Below are 13,717 nucleotides of genomic sequence, written 5' to 3'. Positions count from 1 at the left end.
TCTTTTCGCGTTCCCGTCTTGGTCAACTACCCTCGCAATCCATCGTTCCTTCGATTTAGATTTCCGGCCAACTGGCGTTCCGGCGTTCCGGCGATCCAGCGTTCCATCTACATGTTTCTCCTGTATTGTCCGCCAACCTCGAACAAGGCGGTCGTTATTTGACCCAGCGTCGCGACCTGAACCGTCTCCATCAGCTCCTCGAACACGTTCCCGCCGCCCAGCGCCGCTTGCTTTAGACGCTCCAGAGCTTCCTTGGCAGCCGCTTCATGTTTCTCCCGGAAAGTCCGGAGATTCGCGAGCTGCGTCTCCTTCTCCTCTGTCGTCGAACGAGCCAGCTCCGGATCCGACGCCAGCGCTGCTGCGGGATTCGTATTAAGGAAGGTATTGACCCCGACGATCGGCAGCTCCCCGGAATGCTTGAGGCTCTCGTACAGCATGGACTCCTCCTGAATCCGGCCCCGCTGGTAGCCGGTATCCATCGCCCCGAGCACGCCTCCCCGGTGATGAATCCGCCCAAGCTCTGCGAGCACCGCCTCCTCTACTAGGTCGGTCAGCTCTTCGACCAGGAAGGAGCCCTGCAACGGATTATCGTTTCTCGCGAGCCCGAATTCCTTGTTGATGATGAGCTGAATCGCCATCGCTCTGCGAACGGAATGCTCCGTAGGCGTTGTAATCGCTTCGTCATAAGCGTTGGTATGCAGGGAATTGCAGTTGTCGTAGATGGCAAGCAGCGCCTGCAGCGTCGTCCGAATATCGTTAAAATCCATCTCTTGGGCATGCAGCGAACGACCCGAGGTCTGAATGTGGTATTTCAGCTTCTGGCTCCGTTCATTGCCTCCATACTTATGCCGGATAACCGTGGACCAGATCCGTCTGGCGACGCGGCCCAGCACCGCGTATTCGGGATCAAGACCATTGCTGAAGAAGAAGGAAAGATTCGGCGCGAAGTCGTCGACGGCCATCCCCCGGCTCCGATAATATTCGACGTACGTAAAGCCGTTGGCCAGCGTAAACGCCAGCTGGGAGATCGGATTGGCTCCGGCCTCCGCGATATGGTAGCCGCTGATGCTTACCGAATAATAATGGCGCACGCCATGGTCAATAAAATATTGCTGAATATCGCCCATCATTTTCAGCGCGAACCCGGTCGAGAAAATGCAGGTGTTTTGTCCCTGATCCTCCTTTAAAATATCGGCCTGCACCGTGCCTCGAACTATTTGCAGGGTCCGCGTCCGTATGGTCTCCTCCTCCGCGGCGTCCGGCTTCCGGCCATGTTGAGCCGCGAACTTCGCAAGCTGTTGGCGGATCGCCGTATTCATATACATCGCAAGCAAGATCGGCGCGGGGCCGTTAATCGTCATGGAGACGCTCGTGGCGGGATGACACAGATCAAAGCCCCGGAAGAGCCGTTCCATGTCGTCGAGCGTCGGGACGTTGACGCCGCTGTTGCCGATTTTGCCATAAATATCGGGACGTTCGCCGGGATCATGCCCGTACAAGGTGACGCTGTCGAATGCCACGGACAACCGCTTCGCGTTATCATGCCTGCTCAAATAATGGAATCGCCTGTTCGTTCGCTCCGGCGTTCCTTCGCCCGCGAATTGCCGCTTCGGCTCCTCGTCGCTTCGCTTGAGCGGGAATACGCCGGCCGTGTAGGGCGGCTGGCCGGGCACGTTCTCCGTCAGCAGCCAACGCAGCAGATCGCCCGGACAGGAATACCGTGGCAATGCGATGCGAGGCAGCGTCAGGCCGGAGAGCGTAGTCCATTGCAGGCTCGCTAGAGGGGGCTTAGCAGCAGTTGCCCCTAACGATGAGGGATTAGCGGTTGCTGGTCCCGCATCCGGGGGCTTTCTGGCAGCAGCAGGCGTAGCTCCAACTCCGTAAGCTTCCCTCACGGCCGGCCACTCGTCTAGCAGCTTCTTGCAAGAGGGATGAAGCTGAAGCTCCAGCTCGGCCGCCATCGCTTCCAGAAGCACAGCCATTTGCTCGGTGTCGGCTTGAGCCAGGTTCGACTGCCCGGCAGGCGATCCATACGCTTCGTGCTCCGCCGATTGCGACTCAACCGTATCGGGTGACTGCGCAGCCAACGCCGGCATGGCTCCACCTTGCTCCGCCGCCGGTCGCGATATCGCCGTATCTGGCAACTGAGCAGCAATGGGCGGCGCTTGCGAGGAGTCACGCGCCTGAGATCCTGTACCTTGCGCCGACTGCCCGGACTCTGCCTCCCGCAATAAAGAACTTCCGCCATTCGCTTTCACCAGCATCCGCGCGCCTCGCAGCTTGCCGATCCGCCTCGCCAGCTCGGCCTGCTCCTCTACAAATGTTCTGCGTTCCCGCAGCGTCTCGACGATCTCCCCCAGGTATCCGCTCCGCTCCCGCGGAATGATGGAGCCGGGAAGCGATACCTTCGGCCATTTGGGAGCGATCCGGGCATCGTCGGCCGGCGACTGAGGTTCTGGAATCAGCGGCGATCGCGACGCCGGCTTCAAAGCGTTACGGACATAACGCTCCGCCGCTTCCGCAATGTCGCGGAACAACGCATCGGTCGCCGAGTCGCCAAACCGGCTTGCGATCGTGCCATAAACCGGCAGCTCTTCGTCGGCAATGTCCGTACCCATGCCGCGGCTGCGACGGTATTGCTTGCGGACGTCGCGCAGCGCATCCTCGGAGCCGGCACGGTCGAATTTGTTAACGACGATCATGTCGGCGTAATCGAGCATATCGATTTTCTCCAGCTGGGATGGGGCTCCGTATTCGCTCGTCATAACGTACATCGCAATATCGCAGAGCCGCGTTATTGCCGAGTCCCCTTGACCGATGCCGCTCGTCTCCACGATGATCCAGTCGAAGCCCGCATGCTTCGCAAGCGCTACGGCATCAGATGTTGCCGCGCTCAGCTCCTTGCCCGAGGCGCGGGTCGCCATGCTCCTCATGTACGTGCGTCCGCCGCCTATCGCGTTCATGCGAATACGATCGCCGAGCAGCGCGCCTCCTGTCTTCTGCCTTGTCGGGTCGACGGAGATGACGGCGATCGTCCCTGCCGCCTTCTCTCGCAGAAACCGCCTGACGAGCTCGTCGGTCAGGGAGCTTTTGCCCGCGCCGCCCGTACCTGTTATGCCGATTACCGGTACGCCGAGGGGGAGCTGCTCCCGAATGTCGGCAAGCCAAGCTGCCGCCCCATCCGCCTCGGCTGCCGTGATGAGTCGTCCAAGCGCGGAGGGTTGGCACTCTCGCAGACGCTCCAGCTCCCTCGCCGCATCGATCGCCATCTCGTAGTCCGATTCGCGGAGCATCCACGCGATCATCCCTTCCAGCCCTAGCGTCCGGCCATCTTCCGGCGTAAATATTTTGGATACGCCGTACGTTGCCGACTGCTCTGCTTCCTCGGGCGTAATGGCGCCCCCTCCCCCTGCAAAAATTCGAATATGCGCGGCTTCCCGCTCCCGAAGCAAATCCGCCATATAGCGCAAAAACTCCACATGCCCGCCCTGGTAAGAGCTGACCGCGATCGCCGCCGCATCCTCCTGTATCGCTGCCGATACGATCTCCTCCGCCGAGCGGTTGTGTCCGAGATGGATGACCTCCGCTCCCGCCGCTTGAAGTAGCCTTCTGATCAGATTGATGGACGCATCGTGTCCGTCGAACAAGGCCGAGGCGGTTACGAACCGAATAGGCCGCCTGGTTTCGCTGCCGTCCGCTTGCATTCCCGCTGGCTTCGTCATCCCGTCTGCCGCCTCCTATCGCCCTTCCTTGACCATATGCTTAAAAATAACCAACCGCTGGATCTCGTTCGTCCCCTCGTAAATTTGCGTCACCTTCGCATCCCGGAACAGCCTCTCCGCTGGATATTCGCGCATATAGCCGTACCCGCCGTAAATCTGCACCGCCTCCGTCGCGCACGACAAGGCCGCGTCGGAGCAGAAGCGTTTCGCCATCGCCGCCTCCTTGCCGCAAGGCAGTCCGCGAGCGCGCAGCGCTGCCGCCTGATAGACAAGCAGCCTTCCCGCTTCGATGGCGGTCGCCATGTCGGCGAGCTTAAAAGCGATCGCCTGATGGCCCGATATCGGCTTGCCGAATTGATGGCGGCTGCCTGCGTATTGCATCGAGCAGTCCAGGGCGGCCTCCGCGATGCCGAGCGCCTGCGCCGCGATGCCGATTCGGCCGGCATCCAGATGCGAAAGCGCGATTCGCAAACCCTCTCCCTCTTTGCCAAGCAAGCAATGTTCAGGCACCTCCGCATTGTCGAACACAAGCTCGGTCGTGCTGGAGCCGTGAAGACCCAGCTTTTTTTCGCGTTTTCCGACCGTCAGGCCCTGCGTGCCGCGCTCTACAATAAAAGCGGATATGCCCTTCATCCCTTTGCCCGGGTCCGTTACCGCAAACGTAATGTAAGTGTCCGCGTAACCTCCGTTCGTAATAAACGATTTCGTGCCGTTTAAAATGTAGCGGTCGCCGCGTTTCTCCGCCTTCATCCGCATGCTTGCGGAATCCGAGCCTGCGCTTGGCTCCGTCAGGGCGAAGGCCCCCAGCGCCTCGCCCGAGGCAAGCCGCGGGATGAACCGTTTTCGCTGGTTTTCGTTGCCGTCGTAAAGAATGGGGCAAGTACCGACCGAGCTGTGCACGGACAGAATAACGCCAACCGCGGCACTTGCCTTCGATATTTCATGGATGGCGATCACGTTCGAGACGTAATCCGCGCCGACGCCCCCATACTTCTCCGGCACGGCGATGCCCATGAGCCCCAGCCCTCCCATTGCGGCAATCAGCGCCTCAGGGAAGGCATCCCTTTCTTCCATATCGGCGACGCACGGCGTTACCTCTCTCCTCGCGAAATCCCGTATCATTTCGCGCATCGCTTCCTGCTCGCTTGTCAGTGGCGGCATCATGGCATCCACTTCCCCCGCTGTATAATCGTGCTGATTGGGATTTACGTTGTAACCGCTTTGTCGCAGACAACATCATGTGTCGTACAAGTAGAACCCCCGCCCCGTCTTCTTGCCCAGCCAACCGGCCTGCACGTACTTGCGCAACAAAGGGCACGGGCGGTACTTCGAATCGCCGAATCCCTGAAGAAGCACCTCCATGATGGCCAGGCATGTATCGAGACCGATCAGGTCTGCCAGCGCCAGCGGTCCCATGGGATGCCGCATGCCCAGCTTCATGATGGCGTCCACCGCCTCCGGCGAAGCTACGCCTTCATGCACGCAGCAGATCGCTTCGTTAATCATCGGCATCAGCACGCGGTTGGAAACGAAGCCCGGGCTGTCTCCCGCTTCGACCGGCGTCTTGCCTAACCTTTGCACGAAAAGATGGGCCTCCCGGAAAGTTGCATCCGAGGTAGCAAGGCCGCGAATAAGCTCCACAAGCGGCATGACGGGCACCGGGTTCATAAAATGAATGCCCACGACCCGATCAGCCCGCCCCGTCGCGGCTGCCAGCTCGGTAATCGGCAGCGCCGACGTATTGCTCGCCAGGATGGTCGCCGCCGGACAACGATCGTCAAGGCGGCGAAACAGCTCACGCTTGGCCGGCAAACTCTCGACGATGGCTTCGATGACTAGCTCCGCGCGTGCCGCCGCTTCAATATCGTCGGCAATCATAATCCGCCCGAGCATCTCCGACGTTTCGGCCTCGCTCTTCCGTCCCTTGGCGACATCTCGTGCCGCTTGGCGACGCAAGGACTCCAGCCCGTGCTCCGCGCGTTCCGGCGACACATCATGCAGAAGCACCTGCAGCCCCGCCTCCGCCGCCGACTGGGCAATGCCGCCTCCCATCTGCCCCGCGCCGACAACCATCAGCGTCCGGATACGATTGCTCATGGATGGCCTCCTTTCCGCGGTTCGGTTATCGTATATGGATTAATGCTTCACGCTACATCACCTCTAGCAAAACGGCATCCCCTTGGGCTGTTCCGCTGCATATGGCCGCGACTCCCAGACCGCCGCCCCTACGGCGGAGCTCCGTCACGAGCGTCAATACGATGCGCGCCCCGCTTGCTCCGACGGGATGTCCGAGCGCAACCGCTCCTCCGTTTACATTCACCTTGGATGGATCGCATCCCAGCATACGCGCGCTTGTTAGAGTGACAGCCGCAAATGCCTCGTTTATCTCGAACAAATCAATGTTCTGGACAGAATGGCCGCTACGGTCGAGCAGCTTACTGATGGCGGCAGCCGGGGCCGTCGCAATGTAAGGCGCCTCCAGCGCCGACGCGGCGTGACCTACAATGCGGGCTATTGGCTTAAAGCCAAGCTCATTCGCCTTATCTTGCGACATCAGGAGCAGCGCGGCTGCGCCGTCGTTCACCCCTGGCGCATTTCCCGCCGTGATCGTGCCGTCAGCAGCAAAGACGGGCGCCAGGCGCGACAGCGCTTCCGCACTCGTATCGGCTCGAGGAGCTTCGTCGCTGTCGATAACGTTCTCCGCCCCATGCCTGCCTGACGAACGAATGGCCACAATTTCTTCTCGCAGCTTACCGTCCTGCATAGCAAGTATCGCTCTCTGATGACTGAGGAGCGCCCACTCATCCTGCTCCTGCCGAGTTATGTTATATTCCCGTGCCACCTTGCTGCCGTGCACAGCCATATGCACTTTATCGAACGGGCATTGCAGCCCGTCGTGAAGCATCAGGTCGACGATCGTCGCATTGCCAAGCCGACTGCCCCAGCGCATACTGGGTATAGCATGCGCTGCCTGGCTCATGCTTTCCATACCGCCTGCAACGACTATGTCGGCATCTCCCGCTCGAATCATTCCGTCCGCCATCGTAATCGCCCGAAGCCCTGACGCGCAAACCTTGTTAATCGTCTCGGCAGGCGTGCTCCACGGCAATTCTGCATATCTCGCCGCTTGTCTCGCGGGATTCTGTCCAGCCCCGCCCTGCAAGGCCATGCCCATGATGACGTGCTCTACCTGCTCCGGACGCAGTCCCGCACGGCATACAGCCTCTCTGATGGCTTCACCCCCCAGTTGAACGGCCGTGATTTCCTTGAACACACCGCCGAGCTTGCCAAAGGGCGTCCTTGCTCCGCTGACGATAACGGTTGTCGAAGCCATGCTCCCATCCCCTCTCGCCTTGCCGATTGCTGCGAAACTTATGGTCCCCGCTCATTCATGTGACGCTTCGGATCATAGGCTGCCTAGTGATCCGGCATTTGTGCCGTTTCGGATCATAGTCTGTCTAGTGGTCCAGCACTTGTGATGTACAAGCTATCTATGCTCCAATCTATCTGTTTATCCATACTTATGTTTGCAATGCCGGCAACATGATATTTGTTGTTCACGTACGTGCCCTGGACTCGCACCATTCATATGCAGATATCAACGCTCGCCATGGGATTTTACGTCAGCTGCGCCGACATAACTTCCATAAAAGCGGTGCTGACGACGGTTTAGATCGGTCGTGCCGACTTAAACTCCATACAGGCGGCGCTGCTGGCGTTTTAGATCGATAGTACCGATCTAATCACCGTAAAAGCGGTGCTGCCGATGGTTTAGATCGGCCGCGTCGACTTAAACTCCATAAATGTCGCGCCGACGACGTTTTAGACCGATCGCGCCGACTTAAACTCCACACAGGCGGCGCGCTGGCGTTTTAGATCGATCGCGCCGACTAAACCTCCATAAAAGCGGTGCTGCTGACGGTTTAGATCGGCCGCGTCGACTTAATCACCGCAAAAGCGGCGCTGTTGAGCCCCCCGTGACATAAGCCGCATTAAGCCCCTACCCCGCTATTCATACAATCTATTAAGACGAGTTCGGAATAGAATATTAGATGCTTAATGGAAAGAGAGGTGTACCAAATGCAACGAATTGCACTAAATGAAGCGGCTTTGCGCCCGTATATCGGCAGAGTGGTTCAAGCAAGACTGAAGGACGGCTCTATGATTCGCGGAACGATCAAGGCGTACAAAAATGGCCGACTCTACTTCTCCTCTATCGACAAGGGTAAAGGACCGACCTACAATCGTCTCAAAAAACGTCATGCCAAACGAGCCAAAACAAAAGCGCACATATCGTTTTTCTTCTTCGGCGCGGCCATCGCGCTCGCGTTCATCGCGGCGTTGTTCATCGTTCCGTTCGGCTTCGGCTGGGGAGGCGGTTTCGGCGGGGGTTTCGGCGGCGGCTTCGGTGGAGGATGCGGTTGCGGCGGCGGATGTGGCGGAGGTTGCGGCGGCGGCTTTTATTAACCGATAGACATCTCAGCGGACATCTATAGTTACTGGAAGCACTTAGAAAGTTGGGTTTAGCCTGCAGCCTGCTTATCCTGCGAGATAAGCAGGCTGCAGTCACTTCACGCAGCTACCTCAGATCGGTTCCGACAAGCACCCGTCTCGAAGTGAAAAATCCGTCGACGTTCTTTGGCAGAACAGCATGTTTGGAGCTGGAGCCATAAGCGTTACTAACGCCTATGGCTGCTAATCAGAGTTACTATCCGGTCCATCGGCGTTTTTAACGACTACAGCTGCTCGTTCGCCTACTTTTTGGAGCCATAAGCGTTACTAACGCCTATGGACACTAATCATAGTTACTTTACGGTCCATCGGCGTTTTTAACGACTACAGCTGCTCGTTCGCCTACTTTTTGGAGCCATAAGCGTTACTAACGCCTATGGACGCTAATCAGAGTTACTTTAAGATCCATCGGCGTTTTTAACGACTACAGCTGCTCGTCGGCCTACTTTTTGGAGCCATAAGCGTTACTAACGCCTATGGACACTAATCATAGTTACTTTACGGTCCATCGGCGTTTTTAACGACTACAGCTGCTCGTTCGCCTACTTTTTGGAGCCATAAGCGTTACTAACGCCTATGGACGCTAATCAGAGTTACTTTCCAGTCCATCGGCGTTTTTAACGCCTACAGATGCTCGTTCGCCTCCTTTTTGGAGCCATATGCGTTATTATCGCCTATGCTGCTAATCAGAGTTACTTTCCGGTCCATCGGCGTTTTTAACGCCTACAGCGGCTCGTTTGCCTACTTTTTGAATCCATAAGCGTTACTAACGTCTATGGCTGCTAATCGGAGTTACTTTAAGATCCATCGACGTTTTTAACGCCTACAACTGCTCGTTCGCCTACTTCCTTACAACGAAAAAAGCCGAGCAAGGAAATCCCACGCTCAGCTTTTCTCGCCCTGTACTTGCGGCTATATCTTCATCCTCTTTATGACTCCCGCATCATACCAAGCAGCTTCAGAATGGCCTCCACGGCCTCCACGCGAGTGGCGGCGGTCCGAGGCTGGAACAAGTCGCCTTGGCTCAGCTCCATAATGCCGCCTCCCAAGACTTGATCGACGGACGTTCGTGCCCATTCCGCGACAGCCGCTTCGTCCTGATAGGCGACGGACTCATCCGGCACAAACGGCGGTGCGTCCGCCCCTGCCAAGTACGCATAAGCACGGACCAGCAAAGTCGCCATCTGTTCTCTGCTGATCGTCCGATCGGGGGCGAACCGCTCGCCGTCTACTCCGTTTATAAGGCCGGCCTCGTATGCCGCCCCTACCGCCCCGGCGTGCCATGCGCCGGCAGCGACATCGCGGAACGGCGGCGCTTGGCCTGCAGCCGGCAGCTCCAGCGCACGGACAAGCATCGTTACGAATGCCGCCCGGGTGACGGGCGCTTGCGGCTTAAAGGTTTTGTCCGCATAACCGGTAACGATGCCGCGCTCTAAGGCTTCCGCTATCGCCTCCCATGCGGGATGGTCCCCCGCAATATCGCCGAACAACGGCGCCCGCTCGCTGTCGAAATCGTTGTCCTCTTCGTTTTCGCCGTTGTCGCCACCGTTCTCCTCTTCGGTTTTGCCGCCCGACGAAGGCGGATCTGCCGGCGGCACGTATCCATTCGAGGCATTGGCCGTCGACGCCGTCCGTTCCAGCAGCCCATGTTCCTCATCGTTGGCGTCGACGGCGACCACCTTGAACCCATAGGATGTCCCCGATGCGAGGCCGCTCACCGTATACGTCAGCACATCGCCCGCGACGCTCCCTTGCAAGCCGCCGTTTGCATAAATCCGATACCCTGCCGCTTCGCCGCCGGCAGCAGCGGCAGGCCAAGTCAGCCTAATGCTTGACGTAGTGGCCTGGCTGGCCGCCAGCTCGCTGCCTTCCTCCCATGCCGGAGCCGCGCTTGGAGCAGGCGGCGCGGGCAGCGCGTACAGTCTGCCTTCGCCAGGTTCAAAGTTGGCCGTCAACACGCCCGTCGTCGCATTGTAGGAAGTTCCGACTTCGAGACCGGTCGTCTTGGAAATTTCGGTAACGGACGCCGGCGAGCCGGATAACGTAAATGATGCCAAATGAGCGTCCTCCATATCCTTGTTGACGATCATCACGTACTCCCGTCCGTCTTCATCCTCCAGCAGCGAAACGATCATCGGCATTTCCGGTGCGCCGGTTGTCGGCTGCCAGAAAAACCCGCTTGGCAATGCCGTCGTGTATGGGGGCGTTCCGCCGGTTTGGTACACCTCCTTGGAGGTAAGGCCAAGCAAGGTAGAACCCAGATTCAACACTTCCGCGTTAACATCCTGGGCATAATAATACGTATCGTTTTTGGAACCGTCCGGCAAAATCAATCCGTTGTCCATTCCGTCCGGCGTATAGTAAGTAAAGTAGACATAACCTTTGGCCCCATAGGCCAGGGAAGAATAAATCTGGAAGCGCATCTGCTCTTCCGACGGCTCGATCATATTGTAATAGTCGTATTGCATCGCCTGGATATACACCCATAAGTCGGTATCGTACAGCAAGGAACGCTCGCGATAATATTCCAGCTGCAAGTACCAAGCCTCATCGAAGCCGGTGCTATAGAACGGATAATGGTCGAACGAGATGATGTCCGGATCGGTATCCAGCCAGCCGTTGACGTAATCCTGGTAGCTGCCGCGCAGCGGATCGTCCGTGCCGCTGTAATAGTGCATGCAGGTCGGACATAAACCATACAGATTGGTGTACACCATATGATCCGGGTCGAGCGTGCGAATCAGCTCCGTGGCGGATTGCAGATGCGGGAACTGGTCGCCGAACGGCTCATCCACGAGATTATAGCCGAGCAAGGCGGGATGGTCTTTATAATGATTGACATAAGTGGTGAAGAAATTATCCGATGAACGGCTCGTTGGCGAAAATGCGGACCAATTGCCTCCCCCGTCTTTCGGAAGCGTCATCTGAAAATAGAGATCGTTGCCAGCAGCCACGCCGTTCACATAGAGATCGCCGTCACCGTACTGGTCTCCCGTACTTGCGAGGAACGGGCCCAAGTCCGTGACAGAATCCGTCGTCAGCTCAAAATAATAGTCCGTCTCGGCCGCCACGACGGCCCCGTTAATCGTAAATTCCGGGAAGTCCGTCACCACGGGACCGGACAACGTGGATGTCGCGATATGCGTTGTTTTGGCAGGGCTATCGTAGATGTTGAGCGTAACGGACGTCCCTGCAGGCCAAGCACCCGCCTTTTTGAAGCTGAGCTTCCAGACCGCCATCCCGGTAGCGTCCGGGGTCGTAAACGTCTGGCCCAGCGCCCGATCATTGCGCAGATACAGACTTGCATCCGTATCGTCGTTTTGGGAGATCCACTCCGATTGGTACCAGCGGATGCCGGTATCCGTCACCAAAATTTTCAAATCGTTGTTTTGGGCCATCTTCAGCGCCCAATCCGTAGTCGCGGGCGTCGTCATCAGATTGGTGGACACGATGAAATTGGCATTCATCGCCCGAATATCGGCATAGGCACTATCTGTGGTATCACTGGGCGGCGGATTGTGGAAAATGCCGATCGGGAATTCGCCGTCGACGGTTGGCGTCGGGTTCGAGCTGGCTCCGGCCGTCAAGCCGGAAAATAAGGTCAATACAAAGGCTAATGCGGCAATGATGGGCAAGCGAATGCGTCTCATAACAAGCTTCACCTCTTCCATTGGTTTGGACTAACCTTCCATGCGATAGAGCTTTCCTTCGCCCGGGCGAAGGCTAACGCTCAGCACCCCCGTCTCTTTGTCGTAATCGGCTTCCGACAGAACTCCCACCTCCTTTTGTTGATGCCACTCTTTGCCGTCCTCGTTGCTCCACTCGCGGATAAAACCGGGTTTGGCGAGGAAGCGCAAGCGGGCATCCTGCTGCTCAAGCAGTTGTTTGCTTACGATCATAACGAATTTGTCGCCGTTCTCCGCCGTAAAGAGCGAGATAATCAATGACGGCGACTGCTCCCCATTTCCGCCTCCCTCCGCCAGCTCGATGCCGGACTGCGGCGTCAGTTCCCGCGTGGCCGGGGGCAAGCTTCCGGTATGATAGACTTGGTCCAGCGTCAAGCTCAACAAGGCCGGTCCAAGCTTCAGCACCTCGCGATTGATCGCAGCTGCGTATTCAAACGTATCGTTGCGAGTGCCGTCCGGCAGCAGGAGACCGTTATGAAAGCCGGTTTCGCCATTGGTATGCGGCGTTTCGTACGTAAAATAAATATAGCCTTTGGCCCCGTAAGCAAGCGATGAGTAGACATGGAACCGCATTTCATGTTCGGTCGGCTTGGCGATATGGAAGGTATCGTACGCGACCGATTGGATATATACCCACAGGTCCTTGCCATAAACCGCGCACTGCTCGCGCAGAAATTCCAGCGTCTGATAATGCACCTTCTCGTCCATGCCGCTCGTCAGGAAGGGGTAATAATCGTAAGACATTAAATCCGGGTTCGTATCCAGCCAGTCCGTCACGTAAGCTTCGTAACGCATCGGCGGCGTGCCCTCTAGCGAGAAATAATGTTCCCCCTCATCGTTGAGCGCGTAATGATTGACATAGACCAGCCGATCCGGATCCAGCGCCTTAATGGCTTGCGTCGTTCCATGCATGCTGGGGTAGATTTCGCCGAACGGTTCGTCGATCAAGTTGTATCCCAGAAGGGCCGAATTGTCCTTGTAATGGCGCACGAAGGTACGCACAAAATCATCGGACGGGCGGCTATCCGGCGCAAACGCGGAAATCGTGCCCCCTCGCGGGGTGGCCAACGTCAGTTGAAAATAGAGATCGCAGCTGAGCTCCTCGCTTCCCCTGTAGGCCGCGCCTCCGCTATACGCATCCTCCCGGCTGGTCAGCAGCGGTCCGATCGGCTTATCGCTCTCCGTCGACAGCTCCATATAATAAGAAGCATCGGACGCCAGTTCATAACGGTTGGCTTCCCTCGACTGCGGGAAGTTGGCAAATACGAATTCCGGATAGCGGGTACCTGCCGCCGCATGCCAACTGGAAGAGGCAACCAATTCATTCTTGCCCGGGCTATCATAAACCGTGAGACGCAGCGTCAGCGATTCATCTTCCGGCGGCTCGCCCAGCTTGAAGGATACGAAGGCGAGGTTGAGCCCTTCCGCCGCCGGTGTCGTAAAGGTCTGCCCAATCGGTTTGCCCTTCCGCACGAACAGGGCGGAGCCGTCTTCGGCATCTTGCGCGATCCACTCGCATTGCACCCATCTGATGCCGGTGTCGGTCACCAGCATTTTAAGCCCGTTGGCCTCCGCCTGCTCCAACGCCCAGTCGGTACGGGCCGGCGTCGTAATTTCATTGGTCGCGACGACAAAATTGGCATTCAGCTCGCGAATGGCTGCATAGGCATCATAAGACGTATCCGCAGGCCTCGGAATGTGGAAGACGCCGATCGGAAATTGGCCGTCTACGTCCCACTTTTTGCCCTCCGGCACGGTGCCGCCGCGCCTATTGTTAGCGTTCATTTCTTCACCTCG

The 13,717-nt window shown here is 57.7% G+C and carries 7 protein-coding genes; 1 reads left to right on the top strand and 6 read right to left on the bottom strand.

Features of this window, described 5'->3' with window-relative positions; genetic code table 11:
* Positions 1–107 precede the first annotated feature (107 nt).
* The 4 genes from B1748_RS37335 to B1748_RS02370 form a co-directional block, all read right to left on the bottom strand.
* Positions 108–3,722, bottom strand: coding sequence for a methylmalonyl-CoA mutase family protein (locus B1748_RS37335; protein WP_256975486.1), 3,615 nt, complete (start codon positions 3,720–3,722; stop codon positions 108–110).
* 15 nt (positions 3,723–3,737) lie between these two features.
* The gene (locus B1748_RS02380; RefSeq protein WP_143810224.1) at positions 3,738–4,886 is read right to left on the bottom strand and encodes an acyl-CoA dehydrogenase; all 1,149 of its coding nucleotides are present in this window, start codon (positions 4,884–4,886) and stop codon (positions 3,738–3,740) included.
* Between the two features lie 72 nt (positions 4,887–4,958).
* A complete protein-coding gene (locus B1748_RS02375; RefSeq protein ID WP_087566267.1) occupies positions 4,959–5,819 on the bottom strand; it encodes a 3-hydroxyacyl-CoA dehydrogenase family protein in 861 nt (286 codons plus the stop codon).
* Between the two features lie 52 nt (positions 5,820–5,871).
* On the bottom strand, positions 5,872–7,056 hold the full coding sequence (locus tag B1748_RS02370) for an acetyl-CoA C-acetyltransferase (protein WP_087566266.1): 1,185 nt from the start codon (positions 7,054–7,056) through the stop codon (positions 5,872–5,874).
* Between the two features lie 746 nt (positions 7,057–7,802).
* Here B1748_RS02370 and B1748_RS36275 point away from each other — a divergent pair.
* Positions 7,803–8,189: a hypothetical protein gene (locus B1748_RS36275; RefSeq protein ID WP_143810223.1), complete on the top strand. Its 387-nt coding sequence runs from the start codon at positions 7,803–7,805 to the stop codon at positions 8,187–8,189.
* Between the two features lie 974 nt (positions 8,190–9,163).
* Here the strand turns inward: B1748_RS36275 and B1748_RS02360 are convergent.
* Together B1748_RS02360 and B1748_RS02355 are read right to left on the bottom strand one after the other, a co-directional pair.
* The gene (locus tag B1748_RS02360; protein WP_179215332.1) at positions 9,164–11,884 is read right to left on the bottom strand and encodes an S-layer homology domain-containing protein; all 2,721 of its coding nucleotides are present in this window, start codon (positions 11,882–11,884) and stop codon (positions 9,164–9,166) included.
* A 30-nt stretch (positions 11,885–11,914) separates the two neighbouring features.
* Positions 11,915–13,705, bottom strand: a complete 1,791-nt coding sequence (locus B1748_RS02355) for a hypothetical protein (RefSeq protein ID WP_087566264.1) — start codon at positions 13,703–13,705, stop codon at positions 11,915–11,917.
* Positions 13,706–13,717: the final 12 nt, after the last annotated feature.

This window comes from Paenibacillus sp. MY03 (genome assembly GCF_002165585.1).
Taxonomy (GTDB): Bacteria; Bacillota; Bacilli; order Paenibacillales; family Paenibacillaceae; genus Pristimantibacillus; species Pristimantibacillus agaridevorans.
Note: the sequence above shows the minus strand (reverse complement) of the source record. Positions and strands in the feature narration are given on the sequence as shown.

What these genes read in the sequence shown, in the direction of transcription:
- B1748_RS36275 (WP_143810223.1), top strand. Translation starts at nt 7,803, where the DNA reads ATGCAACGAATTGCACTAAATGAAGCGGCTTTGCGCCCGTATATCGGC.
- B1748_RS02380 (WP_143810224.1), bottom strand. Translation starts at nt 4,886, where the DNA reads ATGATGCCGCCACTGACAAGCGAGCAGGAAGCGATGCGCGAAATGATA.
- B1748_RS02370 (WP_087566266.1), bottom strand. Translation starts at nt 7,056, where the DNA reads ATGGCTTCGACAACCGTTATCGTCAGCGGAGCAAGGACGCCCTTTGGC.
- B1748_RS02360 (WP_179215332.1), bottom strand. Translation starts at nt 11,884, where the DNA reads ATGAGACGCATTCGCTTGCCCATCATTGCCGCATTAGCCTTTGTATTG.
- B1748_RS02355 (WP_087566264.1), bottom strand. Translation starts at nt 13,705, where the DNA reads ATGAACGCTAACAATAGGCGCGGCGGCACCGTGCCGGAGGGCAAAAAG.
- B1748_RS37335 (WP_256975486.1), bottom strand. Translation starts at nt 3,722, where the DNA reads ATGACGAAGCCAGCGGGAATGCAAGCGGACGGCAGCGAAACCAGGCGG.
- B1748_RS02375 (WP_087566267.1), bottom strand. Translation starts at nt 5,819, where the DNA reads ATGAGCAATCGTATCCGGACGCTGATGGTTGTCGGCGCGGGGCAGATG.